Raw genomic sequence first — 20,538 nt, 5'->3', positions numbered from 1 at the left:
TACAAAATATTATTTCTATTTTGGATATAAAATTATTATTATTCTTATTTGGAATAGTACAAAGTGTGATATAACAAGCTTTGTAAAAAAGCGTTGCAGAAATGGGACAAATTAAAGTAGTCCTTTATTATTGAAATACCTTCAAAAAGGGGTAATATTAGGTGGTAAAAGTTAAACGGTCCTGTTTGATATGCATGCCGCTTGATTATATTTCAAGAAAGGAAAGAGGTGAATTTCATTGGAGAAAACCGCGACCTTTAGCATTGCGGGGTTGACGTTTGATTGGAATGTGGTTATTTCAACATTAGTTTCGATGACGATTGTTTTTCTGCTAGCATTGTGGACTTCTCGAAAATTGGTTATGAAGCCAGCCGGGAAAAGTAAGCAAAATATGCTAGAGTGGGTCATTGATTTTACTAATAATATTGTTGATGGATCATTGCCAAATAAGACTGGTAACAGTTTGAAGTTTTTCATATTTTCCATGTTTTTGTTCATCTTCGTTGGCAATCAACTAGGTGTTGCCTTTACGGTTAAAGTGGATGGTAATACATTTCTGAACTCACCAACCGCTAACCCACTAGTGACAATGACATTAGCATTAATTGCGATTACCATTGCTCATTTCTTAGGTGTTGAAAAGCAAGGATTTAAGAAATACTTCAAGTCAGTATATCTGTCACCATTTAGTGTCTTATTCCCCTTAAATCTTATTGAGCAGTTTACTAGTTTTCTAACATTGGGACTACGTCTGTTCGGTAATATCTTTGCTGGTGAAATGGTTTTGTCTCTATTGTGGCAATTGGCACAGTCTGCTGGTGCCTTAACATTTATTCCAGCGTTTGTGCTCACAATTCTATGGCAAGGATTTTCATTGTTTATTGGGGCCATTCAAGCGTTTGTCTTCGTCACTTTGACGACTGTCTATGTTTCGGAAAAGACAGAGTAACTACAGTAACTGTTTAAATTAATCGGAGGATTGTAAAAATGGATGTTGCAACCATTGGTGTTGGTGTTGCCGCAGCTGGTGCCGCTATTGGTGCTGGTATTGGTAACGGTATTGTTATTTCAAGTATGATTGCTGGTACAGCACGTCAACCTGAATTAGAAGGTAAGTTACGTACGAACATGTTTATCGGAGTTGGTTTGGTCGAAGCCGTTCCAATCATCGCTATTGCTATTGCCTTCATGTTGTTAGCACGATAATCGAAACGCGGAGGCCAACTAATTATGTTTAATCAAATTGTTCTAGCAGGTGCTAGCGAAGGGTTGGCTTTGGGTAACATGTTGTTTGTACTAGTGGCATTCCTAGTCTTGATGCTTCTATTAAAGAAGTATGCTTGGGGACCAGTAGTAAAAATGATGGAAAAGCGTGCGGAGAAAGTCGCTCATGATTTGGATACTGCTGAAGAAGCGCGTCAAAAGGCCGAAGAAATGGCTTCAAAGCGTTCAGAGCAGTTGCAATCAGCACGTACTGAAGCTAACGGTATTGTTTCTGATGCCAAGGCAGCAGCTGGTAAGCAACGTGATCAAATCGTTGCTGACGCTCAAGCAGATGCCCAAGCAACTAAAGAACAAGCAAGTGCTCAGATTGCACAAGAACGTTCTGAAGCAATGGCTGACGTTAAGAGTGAAGTTGCTGAACTTTCAGTAACCATCGCACAAAAGATTATCCAGAAAGAACTAAAGTTAGATGATCAAAAAGCGCTTATTGACGCTTACATTGAAGGGTTAGGTAACAAGTAATGGCATTAGATAAAGCAACGATTGCTAAGCGATATGCCGTTGCTTTGTTCGAATTAACCCATGATCAAGGTACTGATGAAGCAACGATGGCTGAGTTATCAGTTGTTCGTGATGTATTAGTACAAAATCCAGAATTTACGAAGGCATTGCTATCTTTGCGTATTGATGAAAATGTGAAGCAGCAATTGTTAACAACTTTGTCAGAGAATACGAGTCAGGTTGTTAAAAATCTGATTAAGATGACGTTTGATTATCGACGTATTCAAAACTTGCCAGCAATTATTTCAAAGTATGAAGAACTTGTTAATCAGGCTGCTGGTATTGTGAATGCAGAGGTACAAACAGCGGTGCCATTGAGTGAAGAGCAAGTGTCACGTTTAAAAGAGAAACTTGTGCAACGTTATCAGGCTAACGAAGTTCGTTTGACACAAATCGTTGATGAGAACCTACTTGGTGGCGTGATTGTGAAAGCCAATGACCAAATTTTGGATGGATCATTAGCAACAAAATTAGTTGCTATTCGTCAGAGTATCATCCGCTAGTAATCGAAATTCTAGTTAAAATTGATGTTGTGTGTGATGAATAGACACACTATAAAGAAAGAGGAACTGCTGAAATGAGCATCAAAGCTGAAGAAATCAGTTCACTCATCAAAAAGCAATTAGCCAATTATCAAGACGACTTAACAGTAAAAGAAACTGGAACTGTTACCTACATTGGTGATGGTATCGCTCGCGCAACGGGGTTGGAAAATGCCCTTGCTGGTGAGCTTGTCGAGTTTGAGAATGGTGTTTATGGTATGACGCAAAACCTAGAATCAAATGATGTTGGTATCATTATTCTTGGTAGCTATGACAGTATTCGTGAAGGTGATACTGTTAAGCGTACTGGACGTATCATGGAAGTGCCTGTTGGTGAGCAACTGATTGGTCGTGTTGTTAATGCCTTGGGACAGCCTGTTGATGGGATGGGCCCAATTGAAACAGAAAAAACACGTCCTGTTGAAGTTAAAGCTCCAGGTGTTATGGAGCGTAAGTCTGTGTTTGAACCACTACAAACTGGTCTAAAGGCTGTCGATGCTTTAGTACCAATTGGTCGTGGTCAACGTGAGTTAATTATCGGTGATCGTAAGACTGGTAAGACATCTGTTGCGATTGACACGATTTTGAATCAAAAAGATCAAGATATGATCGTTGTCTATGTTGCGATTGGCCAAAAGGCCTCAACTGTGCGTACGCAAGTTGAAACTTTGCGTCGTATGGGTGCCATGGACTATACAATCGTTGTGACTGCTAGTCCTTCAGAACCAGCCCCAATGCTATATCTAGCGCCTTATGCTGGTGCGGCAATGGGTGAAGAGTTTATGTATAACGGTAAGCATGTGTTGATTGTTTATGATGATTTATCAAAGCAAGCAACGGCTTATCGTGAGCTGTCATTGATTCTTCGTCGTCCACCTGGACGTGAAGCCTACCCTGGTGATGTCTTCTACTTGCATTCACGTTTGTTAGAGCGTGCTGCTAAGTTGTCAGACGAGCTAGGTGGTGGGTCAATGACCGCTTTGCCAATTATTGAGACACAAGCTGGTGATGTTTCTGCATACATCCCAACCAATGTGATTTCAATTACCGACGGCCAAATTTTCTTGGATGCGGATCAGTTCTATGCTGGTGTTCGTCCAGCTATCGATGCCGGAACTTCTGTTTCTCGTGTTGGTGGTGACGCGCAAATTAAAGCGATGAAGAAAGTTGCTGGTACACTGCGTTTGGATTTGGCTTCATACAAGGAGTTGGAGTCATTTGCCCAATTTGGTTCAGATTTGGACGAGGCAACGCAAGTTAAGCTAGCCCGTGGTCGTCGTACCGTTGAGTTATTGAAACAACCTTTGCATCAGCCATTGCCTGTTGAGGAGCAAGTGTTATCACTATATGCCCTAACACATGGCTTTATGGATGATGTCGCAGTCGATGATATTCTACGTTTTGAATCAGAATTAATTGCTGCTGTGCGTGCATCACATAATGATTTGTTAGAGACGATTGTTGAGACAAAGAACTTGCCTGATACCGACACGATAGATGCTGCAATTAAGGAATTCAAAGCAACATTTGCCGGCTCAGCAGAAGAATAGTAAAGGAGGGGCGATAAATGGCAGCTTCTTTACAAGATATTCAACGCCGCATTGCCTCAACAAAAAAGACGCGTCAAATTACAAGTGCCATGCAAATGGTTTCAACTGCTAAGCTAAGTCAAATTCAACGTCATGGGGGTTCATATACGGTTTATGCCGATGCCCTTCATGACGTTGTGGCACACTTAGCAACAGCGCATATCAACAATGTTTCAGGGACTTTGCTTGAACAACGTCATGTGTCAAAGGTAGGATTTTTAGTACTATCTTCTGATCGTGGTTTAGTTGGTGGTTATAATTCAACATTATTAAAAGAAGTAATGTCTAGAATGACTGAACGTCAATTGACACCTGATCAAGTTGTTATCTTAGCGGTTGGTGGTAATGGTGCGGATTTCTTTAAGAAACGTGGGTTTGATGTTGCATACGAGTATCGTGGTGTTTCCGATGTGCCAACCTTTAATGAGGTTCGTGAAATTGTGAAAACTGTGACAACAATGTATGACAACGAAGTTTTTGATGAATTAATCGTTGGTTATCAGCATTATGTTAGTCGTATTACAAATGAAGTACATTTAGAGAAGATGTTACCTGTTTCAACAGAAGATTTAACAGAATCTAAAAATGATACAAAGTATACGGCTGATTATGATATGGAACCATCAGCTGAACAAATTTTGGGTGTTGTGCTACCACAATATGCCGAAAGTTTAGTCTATGGTGCTATCATCGATGCAAAAACTGCTGAACATGCGGCATCGGCAAATGCGATGTCTTCAGCAACTGATAATGCCAAGGAAATTATTGATTCACTTGGACTGCAATTCAACCGTGCGCGTCAGGGTGCAATTACGACTGAAATTACAGAAATTACTGGTGGAATGGCTGCTTTGGATTAAAAGCATCTGACATCAGATTTATATGAATGAAGAAAGGAAACGACAATGAATACCGGACAAGTTGTTCAAGTCATTGGTCCCGTTGTTGACGTTGCTTTTCCATCAGGTACAAAGATTCCAGATATTAATAATGCATTGATTATCGATAAAGGTGATCAAAAAACATTGACGGTCGAGGTTTCTTTGTCACTGGGTGATGGTGTCGTGCGTACGATTGCCATGGATTCAACTGATGGGTTGCGACGTGGAATGACGGCAACAGATACTGAAAAATCAATCAGTGTCCCTGTTGGTGAGGCAACGTTGGGACGTGTGTTTAACGTGCTAGGAGAGCCAGTTGATGGTGGTGAAGCACTGGGAGACGACGTACAACGTGATCCAATTCATCGTGATGCACCAGCATACGACGAATTGTCAACGTCAACAGAAATTTTAGAAACTGGTATCAAGGTTATTGATCTATTAGCACCATATGTTCGTGGTGGTAAAATTGGTCTATTCGGTGGTGCCGGTGTTGGTAAGACGGTGTTGATTCAAGAATTGATTCACAATATCGCACAAGGTCATAATGGTATTTCTGTCTTTACTGGTGTGGGTGAGCGTACTCGTGAAGGTAATGATATGTACTATGAAATGCAAGGATCTGGTGTTTTGAAGCAAACCGCCATGGTCTATGGTCAAATGAACGAGCCTCCTGGCGCACGTATGCGTGTTGCTTTAACTGGTTTGACGATTGCTGAGCATTTCCGCGATGTCAATGGTCAGGATGTGCTATTATTCATTGATAATATTTACCGTTTCACGCAAGCAGGTTCAGAGGTTTCGGCTTTGCTTGGACGAATTCCATCAGCCGTTGGTTATCAACCAACATTAGCTACTGAGATGGGTCAGTTACAAGAACGAATCACTTCAACGAAGAAGGGTTCAGTAACATCGATTCAAGCTGTTTATGTGCCTGCCGATGATTATACTGACCCTGCGCCTGCAACGACATTCGCACATTTGGATGCAACGACTAATTTGGAACGTTCATTGACACAACAAGGAATCTACCCAGCCGTTGATCCATTGGCTTCAACGTCTACGGCCTTAGCACCAGAAGTTGTTGGACAAGAACATTATGACGTTGCAACTGAAGTGCAACATACATTACAACGTTACCGTGAGTTACAAGATATCATTTCTATTCTAGGAATGGATGAATTGTCAGATGAAGAGAAGACGATCGTTAACCGTGCTCGTCGTATCCAATTCTTCTTGTCTCAGCCATTTTCTGTTGCCGAGACGTTTACAGGATTACCTGGACAATATGTACCATTGACTGAAACTGTACGCAGTTTTAAGGAAATTTTGGAAGGTAAGTACGATCAATATCCTGAAGATGCTTTCCGTAACGTTGGTGCCGTTGAAATGGTAGCTGAAAAAGCTGCTCAAATGGCTGACTAAACAAAGGGGGCGGCGCCATGAGTGAACACACCCTACATGTTAAGGTGGTAACGCCAAATGGTGTGGTTTTTGAACATGAGACAGCTTCATTAGTTGTTTTAAATACAACCAATGGTGAAGAAGGAATCATGGCGAACCATGCACCAATTATTTCAGCGTTGCACATTAGTGAAGTGAAAATTGTTGATGACGAATCAGATTCGTCAGATACAGAAGAAATCATTGCAGTTAGTGGTGGTTTTGCTGAATTTTCTGATAATGAATTAACAATTGTCTCTGATAGTGCAGAAAGAGCACAAGATATCGATGTTAAGCGTGCAGAAGATGCGAAAGCACGTGCTGAAAAGCGTTTAGCAGCAAGTGAAACAAACGATGTTGCACGTGCACAAACTGCCTTAATGCGTGCGGTTAATCGTATTCATGCAGTTTCTGGTAAAAAGTAATTGTGTGAACGAGTAAACGTGAAACAATGATAGGTTTTGAGGTAACGGTGGTTATTTCAACTTAAAAAGCCGAAGTCTTCGATTATTTCGAAAGGCTTCGGCTTTTTAATTGGATGCAATTAGTGGGAATTCGGTTGGTTCTCAAAAGTGGATGTGTTAGACGTTGTAAAATTTGGTAAAATAGACTTAATATTGATTAAAGAAAGTAGGACAACAGGATGATCGTATTATCGGGAACTATTGGTGCTGGGAAAACCAGCTTAACAACGATGCTCGCAGAACATTTAGGGAGCGAAGCACTATACGAATCCGTTGATGATAATCCTATTCTGCCATTATTTTATGAAGATCCAAAACGTTATGGGTTTTTATTACAAAATTATTTTTTAAATAAGCGTTTAGATAACATCAAGGATGCACAGGGTAGCCAATTAAACGTCATTGATCGATCTATCTTTGAGGACTTGTTGTTGTTTAAATTAAATGCAGATTTAGATAGAGCCACCCAGACTGAAGTACAAATCTATGGTGATTTGTTAAATAACATGATGGAACAGGTTGATTTTTCTGATGATGCGATCGTTAAAACACCAGATTTGTTAATTTATATTCACGTTAGTTTTGATACGATGTTAGCTCGTATCAAAAAGCGTGGTCGTGAATATGAGCAAATTGAGAACGATCCATCCTTATATAATTATTATAAGAGTTTAAATGACCGTTATGTTGCCTGGTTTGAAAGGTATGATCGATCCCCAAAATTAAGTATTGATGGTGATCAATATGATTTTGTAACGGATGAGGTAGCAGCCAACAAGGTATTATCCTTGATTGATGACAAAATCGATGAGCTGGGTTTGAAAAAATAACTAGGAGAATAATGATTATGTTAGATATGAAATTAATTCGTCATGAGACAGCAAAAGTAAAAGAACGTTTAGCAACACGTGGCGTTGCACCAGAAGAGGTTGATGCTTTAGTTGCCGATGATACAAAACGTCGCGAATTATTGGTGAAAACGGAAGAATTAAAAGCACGTCGTAATACCGTATCAGATCAAATTGGTCTGAAGAAACGTCAAAAAGAAGATGCTAGTGACGTCATTGCTGAAATGCAAACAGTTTCAGCAACAATTAAAGCACTGGATGAGCAAGTCGTTGTGTTAGACAAGCAAATTAAAGAACGCGCATTACATTTTCCCAATTTGCCAAATGACACGATTCCTGTTGGCCCAGACGAAGCAGCCAATCGCGAAGAACGGCGATGGGGTGATATACCAACATTTGATTTTGCACCCAAAGCGCATTTTGACATTGGTGAAGATTTAGGTATCTTAGATTTTGAACGTGGTGCAAAAGTATCAGGTGCTCGCTTTGTCTACTATGTTGGACAAGGGGCTCGTTTAGAACGAGCTGTTTATAACTTTATGTTAGATGAACATCAAAAAGAAGGTTATAAGGAAATGATCACACCATACCTGGTTAAAGATGAAGCCATGTATGGGACTGGTCAATATCCAAAGTTTATGGATGATGCATACCGTGTTGGTACAAATGATGACATGACGTTGATTCCAACGGCAGAAGTCCCATTAACGAATTACTTCCGTGAAGAAGTGATCGATGCAGAAAAGTTACCATATAGTGTCACAGCATTATCACCAGCTTTTCGTCAGGAGGCGGGTTCAGCAGGGCGTGATACGCGTGGCTTGATTCGTATGCACCAGTTTAATAAGGTCGAAATGGTTAAATTCACAAAGCCTGAGGATTCATATCAAGCTTTGGAAGATATGACAGTCAATGCCGAAAATATTTTGAAGAAATTGAATTTACCATATCACGTTATCACATTATCAACAGGTGACATGGGCTTTTCAGCAGCAAAGACATATGATGTGGAAGTGTGGATGCCACAGCAAAATATCTATCGTGAAATTTCTTCTGTCTCAAATACAGAAGCATTTCAAGCTCGCCGAGCACGTATTCAATATCGTGATGAAAATGGTAAATTACAATTTGTGCACACTTTGAATGGATCTGGTTTGGCAGTTGGTCGAACTGTTGCAGCAATCTTAGAAAATTACCAAAATGAAGATGGTACAGTGACAATTCCGAAAGTATTACGGCCATACTTTGGTGCGGATAAAATTGTTGCAGAAGATTTGTTATAATCATTTATCAATGATTGATCGAAAAAAATAGTTTATCGTAGTCGCTAATTTACCAGATTAACATGGTTGATTAGCGACTTTTAAAATTGATTTTAATGTCTTTTTTATATGAAGAATAAGGAAATGTATTGTAATTTTTCAAAACAGCGAAAAAAGAATTGCAAAAAAATAAAAAAGCTAGTAATATATATCGAGTGGTAAGTTGTTATTAGTCATGATAGCAGTTACGATATATACCAAATCAAAATGAGTGTTGACACTTAATAAATGATTAGGTATAATATAAAAGTTGTCTAGAGTTGTTTACTCGATGGACGTCTGTTGCGGATGTGGCGGAACTGGCAGACGCGCTGGATTTAGGTTCCAGTGCCCCTAGGGCGTGCAGGTTCGATTCCTGTCATCCGTATATCGATTTTCGATACAGAAGCCGACTTAGCTCAGCTGGCAGAGCGCTTCACTAGTAATGAAGAGGTCGCTGGTTCGAATCCAGTAGTCGGCATTCCATGCGAATATAGTTCAGTTGGTAGAACGCTACCTTGCCATGGTAGAGGTCGCTGGTTCGAATCCCGTTGTTCGCTTACTTCCAATAGGAAGCTTCAAATGAACATGCACCTATAGCGCAACTGGATAGAGTGTCTGACTACGAATCAGAAGGTTGAAGGTTCGAATCCTTCTAGGTGCATTGATTGCAAACCATCAAGAGAAATCTTGGTGGTTTTTGTGTCAATACATGTTTTTTTTAAATGGGTAGTCAATAAAAATAATGACAAGTTGATATTTTTAAGTTAAGCGAACCTTGAATTAGCTTTTGTAAAATACTTTGCGACCGACTCTTAAAAAGATATGATTGATTAGTAGCATTGTTTGACGATGCGTTTTATAATGATGTCAATATTGGTCAAGGGGGTGAAGGTCATGGCTGATTCAAATATGTCTGATAATATTGAGGCATACTTGAAACAAATTTTGCAGCAGGCGAATGAAATTGAAATTCGTCGTGCTGAAATCGCCCGACGCTTCAACGTCGTGCCATCACAAATTAATTATGTCATTAAAACGCGTTTTAGTGCCGAAAATGGTTATTTCGTCGAATCAAAACGTGGTGGTGGTGGTTATATTCGTATTGTAAAAATGGCATTACGGACAGAGCCAGATCTGATTGAAGAGATGCGACAAAGTCTCCCTGAGATTGTTAGCTTTAGGACGGCAACAGCAGTAATATCTAGTTTATATCGAGAACAAATCTTGACACAACGTGAAGGGGAACTTCTTTTGACGTTAATGTCTAAAGAAGCATTAGCAGTTGGCGATGCAACTGTTCAAGGTCGTTTACGAGCTAGATTATTACAACAATTATTGAACCGATTACGGTTTGAAAGTGAGCGTAATTAATATGGATAATCAATATACACCAAGTGCAAAGAATGTGTTAGTTATTGCACAAGAACAAGCAAAGCATTTTAAACATCAAGCTGTTGGGACAGAACATCTATTACTTGCTTTGGCAATTGAAAAAGAAGGCATTGCTAGTAAAGTCATGCAACAATTTAATGTTGTTGATGATGATGTGAGAAGTCAAATTGAACAGTTTACGGGGTATGGCACACTATCTCGTGCCGAAAAAGAAGCTTATTTGCCCTATTCTCCGAAAGCAGCTGAAATGATTCGATTGGCAAATGAACATGCCGTTAAACTTCATCAAGAACGTACAGGAACAGAACATATCCTATTGGCATTATTGTCAGATGAGACCATTTTTTCATCACGTATCTTAATTAATTTGGGTGTTAATCCTCAAGAAATGCGACGTGCAATTTTACGTAAATTGGGTGTTAGTGATACAGCAAAACGGCATGATGCACGACGGAAACGTGGTAATCAAGCACAAGCAACAGAAGGGACACCAACGTTAGATGCTTTAGCGCGTGATTTAACACAATTAGCGCGTGATCAAAAGATTGATCCAGTTGTTGGTCGTGAAAACGAAGTGAAACGTGTGATTCAAATTTTGTCACGACGTACTAAGAATAACCCAGTATTAATTGGTGAACCGGGTGTTGGTAAAACAGCGATTGCTGAAGGACTAGCACAACGTATTGTTGCAGGTGATGTTCCTTCAGATATGACCCAAAAACGTTTAATGATGTTAGACATGGGTTCTTTAGTTGCTGGTACAAAATATCGTGGTGAATTTGAAGATCGTTTGAAGAAAGTCATTGATGAAATTCAACACGATGGTCAAGTCATTTTGTTTATTGACGAACTACATACGTTAATTGGTGCCGGTGGCGCTGAGGGTGCCATTGATGCGTCAAACATCTTAAAGCCCGCTTTGGCACGTGGTGAATTGCAAACGATTGGTGCAACGACTTTAGATGAATATCAGAAGTATATTGAAGTAGATGCCGCCTTAGAACGACGTTTTGCACAGGTGACTGTGAATGAACCAACACAAGCGGATGCGATTGCTATTTTGAAAGGGTTGAAAGAACGTTACGAACAACACCATCAAGTGGCAATTCCTGATGAAACCATTGTTGAGGCAGTGAAATTATCAGTACGATATGTCACGGATCGTTTCTTACCTGATAAAGCGATTGATATTATGGATGAGGCGGCTGCCAAGGTTCGCATTGATCGAACAGGTCACGAAACACCATTAGCGAAGCAACAAGAAAAATTGGCGACATTACAACAAGAAAAAGATGAAGCAATTGCGCGATTAGATTTTGAATTAGCAGCTGAACTGCGTAAGAAAGAAATGCGGCAAAAACGGCACATTGATAAATATTTGGATGCACAGACTAATCCAGAAAATGTGGATAAAACAAAATACGATTTGGTCTTATCACTGCATGATATTGCTGAAGTCGTATCAGAACAAACGGGTATTCCTGTGACGCAAATGGAAAAGTCAGAGAAAGAACGTCTAGTTAATTTAGAGAAAGTACTGCATCACCGAGTTGTTGGTCAAGATGAGGCTGTATCAGCCATTGCACGTTCGATTAGACGAGCTCGTTCAGGTTTGAAAGATCCAAAACGTCCAATTGGAACTTTCTTATTCTTAGGACCAACTGGAACAGGTAAAACTGAATTAGCAAAAGCGTTAGCTGAAGCGATGTTTGGTTCAGAAGATAACATGATCCGTGTAGATATGTCAGAATATCGTGAAGCCTATTCAGCAAGTCGTTTGGTTGGCTCAGCACCGGGTTACGTTGGTTATGAAGAAGGTGGTCAACTGACAGAGAAGGTTCGCCGTCAACCGTACTCAGTTGTCTTGCTTGATGAAGCTGAAAAAGCGCATCCAGATATTTATAATTTAATGTTGCAAGTGTTTGATGATGGTTATTTGACAGATTCTAAAGGACGCAAAGTTGATTTTAGAAATACGATTATTATTATGACATCTAACCTAGGAGCAACGCGATTGCGTGATGAAAAATCAGTTGGTTTCGGGGCAGTCGATAAGATGTCTGATTATGATGCAATGCGTGATACTATTATGCAAACCGTTAAGGAAACATTCCGTCCAGAATTTATTAATCGTTTGGATGAAGTGGTTGTCTTCCATTCATTGAACAAAGCGGAGCTACATCAAATTGTTAAGTTAATGTCAAAGTCGGTCTTGCAACGGATCGGTGAACAAGGCTTTAAGGTGAAAATAACACCAGCTGCAATCGATGTGATTGCTGAAGCTGGTTTTGACCCAGAATATGGTGCACGGCCAATTAGACGAGCGCTACAATCGAAAGTTGAAGATGCCTTATCAGAAGAATTATTGACAGGACAAGTAACTGTGAATGATCAGGTAACGATCGGTGCCAAAAATGGCGAGATAAATATCACCGTCAAACCAGCCAAAAATAAGACAGTGACTGTGACAGAATAATAAACTTAAAAAGTAAGCGTTGACAAGGATTGTTTTTCTTGCTAATGCCTGCTTTTTCTTGTATACTAATGGTTAGTTTAATTGTGTATAAGACAACGGTTGACAGGAAATATTGTCCCTGAAGGCCTGCATAGTAATGACAAGAGCGTTTTCAGGTATGGGGATGCTGTTGTCTTTTTTGCACTTAAAAACCGGTGAAAAGCAGAAATTGTTATCAAACTGTAATATAACTCGGTGCACAGTTGGCCAATTCAAAGCGAGGTGGAAAACTTGGTAGGAACGCTTGTAAAGTATGGTAAACACCGTGTTCGTCGTAGTTATGCACGAATCAAGGAAGTTCTTGATTTGCCTAACTTGATCGAAATTCAAACGGACTCATACAACTGGTTCTTGGATGAAGGATTACGTGAAATGTTTATGGACATTTTGCCAATCGAAGATTTCCAAGGCAAGTTGTCTCTAGAATTTGTGGACTATAAGCTCATGGAGCCTAAGTACACAGTAGAAGAAGCTCGTAACCATGATGCTAATTATTCGGCACCATTACACGTTACGTTGCGTTTAACAAATCAGGAAACTGGTGAAATTAAGTCACAAGATGTTTTCTTTGGCGATTTCCCATTAATGACACCGTCAGGAACATTTATTATTAATGGTGCCGAACGTGTTATTGTTTCACAATTAGTACGTTCACCTGGTGTGTACTACAACGAAGAATTAGATAAGAATGGTCGCCCAAATTACGGTACAACGTTCATTCCAAGTCGTGGTGCTTGGCTAGAATTTGAGACCGATGCTAAGGGATTAAGTTACGTTCGTATTGATCGTACACGTAAATTACCAATTACTGAATTGGTTCGTGCATTGGGTTATGGTTCAGATTCAGAAATCTTACAAATGTTGGGTGACCAATATGATTCAATCTCATTAACGTTGGATAAAGATGTGCATAAAGACATCGAAGATTCACGAGTTGAAGAAGCCTTAAAGGATATCTACGAGCGTTTACGTCCGGGAGAGCCTAAGACTGCTGATTCAGCACGTGCCTTGTTAACAGCACGTTTCTTTGATCCAAAGCGTTATGATTTGGCACCAGTTGGTCGCTACAAGATTAACAAGAAGTTGTCATTGAAGTCTCGCTTAATGGGCTTGACATTGGGTGAAACACTAGCTGATCCAGATACTGGTGAAATCATCGCTGAAAAGGGTGCATTGATTGATAAGAAAGTTATGTCAGCTTTGTCACCTTACTTAGATCGTGACGACTTTAAGCGCACAACTTATACACCATCAGATGATGCAGTTGTGACGGAACCAATGGTTTTGCAAACAATTCTTGTTGAAAATCCAGAAGACCCCGAAAAGACATTGCCAATCATCGGTAATGGTCAATTTGATCCAGCTATTCGGACAGTTAAGCCAGCAGATATTATCGCAGGTATGAATTACTTCTTAAACTTGCCATTAGGTGTTGGAACAACTGACGATATTGATCATTTGGGAAATCGTCGTATTCGTCGTGTTGGCGAGTTGTTACAAAATACTTTCCGTATTGGTCTAAGCCGTATGGAACGTGTTGTTCGTGAACGGATGTCAATTCAAGATCCTGATACCGTTACGCCACAACAATTGATTAACATTCGTCCAGTTGTTGCTGCTGTGAAGGAATTCTTTGGTTCATCACAGTTATCACAATTCATGGATCAAACAAATCCGTTGGGTGAGTTAACAAACAAGCGTCGTTTATCAGCCCTTGGACCTGGTGGGTTGACTCGTGACCGTGCTGGATATGAAGTTCGAGATGTTCACTATACACATTATGGTCGTATGGATCCGATTGAGACACCTGAAGGACCTAATATTGGATTGATCAACTCATTGGCCACATATGGTCGCGTTAATAAGTATGGTTTCATTGAGACGCCTTACCGTCGTGTTGATTGGACAACACACAAGGTGACTGATCGAATTGACTATTTGACTGCCGATGAAGAAGATAATTTCGTAGTTGCACAAGGAAACTCTGTCCTAAATGAAGACGGTTCATTTGCTACTGAAACTGTTTTAGCTCGTAAGAGTGATGAAAACGTTGAAGTACCAATTGATCAAGTTGATTATATGGACGTTTCTCCTAAGCAAATCGTTGCTGTTGCCACTGCAGCAATTCCTTTCTTGGAAAACGATGACTCAAATCGTGCCTTGATGGGTGCTAACATGCAACGTCAAGCTGTGCCTTTGATTGATCCACATGCACCATTAATTGGTACGGGTATTGAGTATAAAGCTGCTCATGATGCTGGTGTGGCAATTATTTCAAAGTATCCTGGTGTTGTTGAGTATGTTGATGGTCGCGAAATTCGTGTTCGTCGTGAAGATGGTTCATTAGACAAGTATGCCTTGATGAAGTTCCGTCGCTCAAATGCAGGTAAGAATTATAACCAACGACCAATCGTTAAAGTTGGTGACTCAGTTGATGCAGATGAAGTATTGGCTGATGGACCATCAATGGAACAAGGTGAATTGGCATTGGGTCAAAACCCATTGATTGCCTTTATGACATGGCAAGGATATAACTTCGAGGATGCCATCATTATTAACGAACGTTTGATTCGTGATGATGTTTATACATCAATTCACATTGAAGAATATGAATCAGAAGCTCGTGACACAAAGCTTGGCCCTGAAGAATTTACTCGTGAGATTCCAAATACTGGTGAGGATCAATTAAAGAATTTGGATGAACGCGGTATTATCCGTATTGGTGCTGAAGTAGAAGACGGTGATATTTTGGTTGGTAAGGTAACGCCTAAGGGTGTGACTGAGTTATCAGCTGAGGAACGTTTGCTACATGCTATCTTTGGTGAAAAAGCTCGAGAAGTACGTGACACATCATTGAAGGTACCTCATGGTGGTGGCGGTGTCGTACAAGATGTCCGTATCTTCACACGTGAAAATGGTGATGAGTTGTCACCAGGTGTTAACATGATGGTTCGTGTCTACATTGCTCAACGTCGTAAGATTCAAGTTGGTGATAAGATGGCCGGACGTCATGGTAACAAGGGAACGGTTTCAGTGATCGTTCCTTCTGAAGATATGCCATTTATGCCTGATGGTACGCCAATTGACATTATGTTGTCACCAATGGGTGTGCCTTCACGTATGAATATTGGTCAAGTGCTTGAATTACACTTAGGTATGGCTGCTCGTGAATTGGGTATCCACGTGGCATCACCTGTCTTTGATGGGGCTCGTGACACGGATATTTGGGATGCCATCCAAGAAGCTGGTTTGCCAGCCGATGGAAAGTCAATTCTTTACGATGGTCGTACAGGTGAAGCATTCGATAAGCGTGTGTCTGTTGGTATCATGCATTACATGAAGCTAGCTCACATGGTTGATGATAAGATTCACGCTCGTTCAATCGGACCTTACTCATTGGTTACGCAACAACCACTTGGTGGAAAAGCGCAATTCGGTGGTCAACGTTTTGGAGAAATGGAAGTATGGGCCCTTGAAGCATATGGTGCTGCACATACGTTGCAGGAAATCTTAACATACAAGTCTGACGATGTTGTTGGTCGTGTTAAGACATACGAAGCTATTGTTAAGGGTGAGCAAATTCCAAAGCCTGGTGTACCAGAATCATTCCGTGTGTTAGTAAAAGAATTACAAGCACTTGGTTTGGACATGAAGGTCTTGGATGCTGAAGATCGTGAGATCGAGCTACGTGATATGGATGAAGATGATTCTGTCCTAAATGTTGCATCAGCAGATAAGAAAACTGACAAATTAGCACAAGAATTTAATGCTGAAGGTGCGGGTAATATAACCAATAATTCAGATAATGTTGCAAACACGAATGATCGTGCTAATTAATTTTAAAATATAAATAAAGTGTCAGCCGACCTAGCGTTTCGTTTGCTAGGTTTGTGCTTAGTGTGGTGGTGATTTAACGATCACACTAAGCACAAATCTAGTCAACGATTGGGTCGGAATTGTATAGAGAACCTATGAAAGGGGTCGAACCATTGATCGATGTCAATAAGTTTGAAAGCATGCAAATTGGTCTGGCAAGTCCGGACAAGATTCGCAGCTGGTCTTATGGTGAAGTAAAAAAGCCCGAGACAATCAATTACCGAACACTGAAGCCTGAAAAAGATGGCCTTTTTGATGAGCGTATCTTTGGACCTACAAAAGATTACGAATGTGCCTGTGGTAAGTATAAGCGAATTCGTTATAAGGGAATCGTTTGTGACCGTTGTGGTGTTGAAGTCACTTCAGCAAAGGTTCGTCGTGAGCGCATGGGCCACATTGAGTTGGCTGCGCCAGTATCACATATCTGGTACTTCAAAGGTATTCCATCTCGTATGGGCTTAGTTTTGGATATGTCACCACGTTCACTTGAAGAAGTTATTTATTTTGCTTCATACGTGGTTACCAAGGGTGGTGATACACCATTAACTGAAAAGCAACTACTATCAGAACGCGAATATCGTGAATTAAAAGCCGAATATGGTAACGCATTTGAAGCAGGAATGGGTGCAGAAGCTGTTCAAACCTTGTTAGCTAACGTTGACTTGGAAGAGGAAGTGACTGAATTAAAGGCTGAATTGCGTGAGGCAACTGGTCAAAAGCGTGTTCGTGCGGTACGCCGTTTGGACATTATTGAAGCCTTTGTTAAATCTGGTAATAAGCCAGAATGGATGGTGATGGATGTTATTCCAATTATTCCACCTGATTTGCGCCCAATGGTTCAACTTGAAGGTGGTCGTTTTGCCACTTCTGATTTGAATGATTTGTATCGTCGTGTGATTAACCGTAACAATCGTTTGAAGCGTTTGTTAGAGTTGAATGCACCTGGTATCATCGTGCAAAACGAAAAGCGTATGTTGCAAGAAGCAGCAGATGCTTTGGTTGATAATGGTCGTCGTGGTCGTCCAGTTACTGGACCAGGTAACCGACCATTGAAGTCATTATCACATATGTTGAAGGGTAAGCAAGGACGTTTCCGTCAAAACTTACTTGGTAAGCGTGTTGATTATTCTGGACGTTCAGTTATCGATGTTGGGCCTTTCTTGAAGATGAATCAAATGGGATTGCCACGTCCAATGGCAATGGAGTTGTTCCGTCCATTTATCATGAAAGAATTGGTCAAGCGTGATTTAGCTGGTAACATTCGTGCTGCAAAGCGTAAGATCGATCGTCGTGATGATGATGTCATGGATGTTTTGGAAGACGTTATCAAAGAGCACCCAGTGCTATTGAACCGTGCGCCAACGTTGCACCGTTTGGGGATCCAAGCGTTTGAACCAGTGCTTGTTTCTGGTAAGGCGATGCGTCTACACCCATTGGTAACTGAAGCGTACAACGCCGATTTCGATGGGGACCAAATGGCCATTCACGTGCCATTATCAGATGAAGCACAAGCAGAAGCACGTTTGTTAATGCTAGCTGCCGGGCACATTTTGGCACCTAAAGATGGAAAGCCAATCGTGGCACCATCACAAGATATGGTTATCGGTAATTACTACCTAACGACTGAAGAAGCTGGTCGTGAAGGTGAAGGTATGATTTTCAAGGATATCAATGAGGTGCGAACAGCTTACCAAAATAAGTATGTGCACTTGCACACACGTATTGGTATTCAAACAGATTCATTACCAGCTGCAAAGCCATTTACAGCTGAGCAACGTTCACGCATCATGTTGACTTCTGTTGGAAAGTTGTTCTTTAACGACATTTTGCCAGAAGACTTCCCATACTTGAATGAACCAACTGAAGCAAACTTGCATCGTATTGATGACCGTTTCTTCTTGGAGCCAGGTGAAGATATCAAGGCACGTTACGCTGAGACACCAATCTTGCCACCATTCAAGAAGGGTTACTTGTCAGATATTATTGCGGAAGTTTACAAGATTTACAAGGTTACAGAGACGTCATTGCTGTTGGATCGTATGAAAGACTTGGGTTATGATGAGTCAACAAAATCTGGTTTGACAGTGGGTGTTGCCGATGTGACTGACTTGAAAGAAAAGCCAGAGATTATTGATGCTGCTCACAAGCAGGTCGCAACTGTAACGAAGCAATTCCGTCGTGGTTTGATTACTGATTCAGAACGTTATGAACGCGTTATTGCTATTTGGAATCAAGCAAAAGATGATATTACTGAAAAGCTAATTGAACACTTCGAACCAGATAACAACATCTTTATGATGTCGGATTCTGGAGCTCGTGGTAATATTTCTAACTTTACGCAATTGGCTGGTATGCGTGGTTTGATGGCAGCTCCTAATGGTCGTATTATGGAACTACCTATCATAGCTAACTTCCGTGAGGGACTATCTGTTTTGGAAATGTTCTTCTCAACGCACGGTGCTCGTAAAGGAATGACTGATACGGCTTTGAAGACAGCTGATTCTGGTTACATGACTCGTCGTTTGGTTGATGTTGCACAAGATGTTATTATTCGTGAAGTTGATTGTCATAGTGATCGTGGCTTGGATGTGACTGCTATCATGAATGGTAATGAAGTTATCGAGTCATTATACGAACGTATTTTGGGACGTTATGCACAAAAGTCAGTCTTTGATCCAGAAACTGGTGACAAGATTGTTGGTCATAACGAGATGATCACAGAAGATATTGCCAAGCGTATTATTGAAGCTGGCATCACAACCGTTACAATTCGTTCAGCATTTACTTGCAACACTGAACATGGTGTTTGTGTTCGATGCTACGGTCGTAACATGGCTACTGGTGATGTTGTCGAAGTTGGTGAAGCTGTGGGTACTGTTGCAGCACAATCAATTGGTGAACCAGGTACACAATTGACTATGCGTACATTCCACACGGGTGGTGTTGCTGGAAACGATATTACGCAAGGACTTCCTCGTGTGCAAGAAATTTTCGAAGCACGTAATCCTAAGGGACGTGCTATGATTACTGAAGTTACTGGTGAAGTCACTTCAATCGAAGAAAATCCTGCTGATCGTACCAAAGAAGTTACAATTCAAGGTGAGACGGATACGCGTACGTATACATTACCTATGACTGCTCGTATGCGAGTTGGTGAAGGTGATCATATTCATCGTGGTGAGACGTTGAATGAAGGTTCAGCTGATCCTAAGGAAATTATCCAAGTACGTGATACGCTTGCTACTGAAAACTATATTGTGCATGAAGTGCAAAAAGTTTACCGTATGCAAGGTGTTGAGATTTCTGATAAGCACATTGAAGTAATGGCTCGACAAATGCTACGTAAGGTTCGTGTCATGGATCCGGGCGAGACCGATCTGTTGCCAGGAACTTTGATGGATATTGCCCAATTCCGTGATGCAAATGAAGAAACTTTGCTGAAGGGTGGTCTCCCTGCAACGGGTCGTCCAGTTTTGCTTGGTATTACTAAAGCATCATTAGAGACGAATTCATTCTTGTCTGCTGCATCATTCCAAGAGACAACACGTGTCTTGACAGATGCTGCTATCCGCGGTAAGAATGATCCACTTGTTGGTTTGAAGGAAAATGTTATCATTGGTAAGTTGATTCCAGCTGGTACTGGTATGAAACAATATCAAGAAATTGAAGATAAAGTTGTTGCTGATCCAATCGTTACTGAGGAAAATGCACCAACATCAATTGCTGATATTGAAAACGCCATGAATTTAACAAAATAAATCGTTGCAGATTCATTTTAACGATTAATTAAAGCACTCATAGATGTCATTTGTTTGTTATCTATGAGGCTTTTTTGTTACCATGAAAGTAAGTATGGTTAATTAAAATTAATGAGTGGCAGCCGTCTTTCAAGACAGGAG

Annotated in this window: 14 protein-coding genes and 4 tRNA genes; all 18 read left to right on the top strand. The window is 40.6% G+C overall.

Going from position 1 to position 20,538, the window contains the following annotated elements; translation table 11 throughout:
* Window positions 1-238 precede the first annotated feature (238 nt).
* The 18 genes from atpB (at window position 239) to rpoC (ending at window position 20,397) form a co-directional block, all read left to right on the top strand.
* Complete coding sequence (gene atpB / locus AC3B5D_RS07470; RefSeq protein ID WP_489840667.1) at window positions 239-949, top strand: F0F1 ATP synthase subunit A; 711 nt, start codon at window positions 239-241, stop codon at window positions 947-949.
* A 38-nt stretch (window positions 950-987) separates the two neighbouring features.
* Window positions 988-1,206 (top strand): F0F1 ATP synthase subunit C, encoded by a 219-nt coding sequence (gene atpE, locus AC3B5D_RS07465; protein WP_002828033.1) that lies wholly within the window; start codon window positions 988-990, stop codon window positions 1,204-1,206.
* Between the two features lie 24 nt (window positions 1,207-1,230).
* The gene (gene atpF / locus AC3B5D_RS07460; RefSeq protein WP_489840668.1) at window positions 1,231-1,746 is read left to right on the top strand and encodes a F0F1 ATP synthase subunit B; all 516 of its coding nucleotides are present in this window, start codon (window positions 1,231-1,233) and stop codon (window positions 1,744-1,746) included.
* On the top strand, window positions 1,746-2,288 hold the full coding sequence (atpH, locus tag AC3B5D_RS07455) for an ATP synthase F1 subunit delta (protein WP_489840669.1): 543 nt from the start codon (window positions 1,746-1,748) through the stop codon (window positions 2,286-2,288). The genes atpF and atpH overlap by 1 nt, the downstream gene beginning before the upstream one ends.
* A gap of 74 nt (window positions 2,289-2,362) precedes the next feature.
* Window positions 2,363-3,877: a F0F1 ATP synthase subunit alpha gene (gene atpA, locus AC3B5D_RS07450; RefSeq protein ID WP_489840670.1), complete on the top strand. Its 1,515-nt coding sequence runs from the start codon at window positions 2,363-2,365 to the stop codon at window positions 3,875-3,877.
* A gap of 17 nt (window positions 3,878-3,894) precedes the next feature.
* The gene (locus AC3B5D_RS07445; protein ID WP_489840671.1) at window positions 3,895-4,776 is read left to right on the top strand and encodes a F0F1 ATP synthase subunit gamma; all 882 of its coding nucleotides are present in this window, start codon (window positions 3,895-3,897) and stop codon (window positions 4,774-4,776) included.
* Between the two features lie 45 nt (window positions 4,777-4,821).
* Window positions 4,822-6,222 carry a F0F1 ATP synthase subunit beta gene (gene atpD, locus AC3B5D_RS07440; protein WP_489840672.1) on the top strand — a complete coding sequence of 467 codons (1,401 nt, stop codon included), beginning with the start codon at window positions 4,822-4,824 and terminating at the stop codon, window positions 6,220-6,222.
* A 17-nt stretch (window positions 6,223-6,239) separates the two neighbouring features.
* Window positions 6,240-6,665, top strand: a complete 426-nt coding sequence (locus AC3B5D_RS07435; RefSeq protein WP_489840673.1) for a F0F1 ATP synthase subunit epsilon — start codon at window positions 6,240-6,242, stop codon at window positions 6,663-6,665.
* A 218-nt stretch (window positions 6,666-6,883) separates the two neighbouring features.
* Window positions 6,884-7,534 carry a deoxynucleoside kinase gene (locus AC3B5D_RS07430; protein ID WP_489840674.1) on the top strand — a complete coding sequence of 217 codons (651 nt, stop codon included), beginning with the start codon at window positions 6,884-6,886 and terminating at the stop codon, window positions 7,532-7,534.
* A gap of 17 nt (window positions 7,535-7,551) precedes the next feature.
* Entirely contained in the window at window positions 7,552-8,835 is a 1,284-nt protein-coding gene (serS, locus tag AC3B5D_RS07425; protein ID WP_489840675.1) for a serine--tRNA ligase, read from the top strand.
* A 323-nt stretch (window positions 8,836-9,158) separates the two neighbouring features.
* Window positions 9,159-9,241, top strand: a tRNA-Leu gene (locus AC3B5D_RS07420).
* A 20-nt stretch (window positions 9,242-9,261) separates the two neighbouring features.
* Window positions 9,262-9,334 (top strand) — tRNA-Thr (locus AC3B5D_RS07415).
* Window positions 9,335-9,340: 6 nt separating this feature from the next.
* Window positions 9,341-9,413, top strand: a tRNA-Gly gene (locus AC3B5D_RS07410).
* Between the two features lie 30 nt (window positions 9,414-9,443).
* A tRNA-Arg gene (locus AC3B5D_RS07405) sits at window positions 9,444-9,517 on the top strand.
* A 233-nt stretch (window positions 9,518-9,750) separates the two neighbouring features.
* On the top strand, window positions 9,751-10,227 hold the full coding sequence (locus tag AC3B5D_RS07400) for a CtsR family transcriptional regulator (RefSeq protein ID WP_489840676.1): 477 nt from the start codon (window positions 9,751-9,753) through the stop codon (window positions 10,225-10,227).
* 1 nt (window position 10,228) lies between these two features.
* The gene (locus tag AC3B5D_RS07395; RefSeq protein ID WP_489840677.1) at window positions 10,229-12,724 is read left to right on the top strand and encodes an ATP-dependent Clp protease ATP-binding subunit; all 2,496 of its coding nucleotides are present in this window, start codon (window positions 10,229-10,231) and stop codon (window positions 12,722-12,724) included.
* Between the two features lie 270 nt (window positions 12,725-12,994).
* Window positions 12,995-16,600: a DNA-directed RNA polymerase subunit beta gene (gene rpoB, locus AC3B5D_RS07390; protein WP_489840678.1), complete on the top strand. Its 3,606-nt coding sequence runs from the start codon at window positions 12,995-12,997 to the stop codon at window positions 16,598-16,600.
* Window positions 16,601-16,752: 152 nt separating this feature from the next.
* Window positions 16,753-20,397: a DNA-directed RNA polymerase subunit beta' gene (gene rpoC / locus AC3B5D_RS07385; RefSeq protein WP_489841183.1), complete on the top strand. Its 3,645-nt coding sequence runs from the start codon at window positions 16,753-16,755 to the stop codon at window positions 20,395-20,397.
* Window positions 20,398-20,538 lie beyond the last annotated feature (141 nt).

Source organism: Weissella sp. ESL1177 (assembly GCF_058107185.1).
Note: the sequence above shows the minus strand (reverse complement) of the source record. Positions and strands in the feature narration are given on the sequence as shown.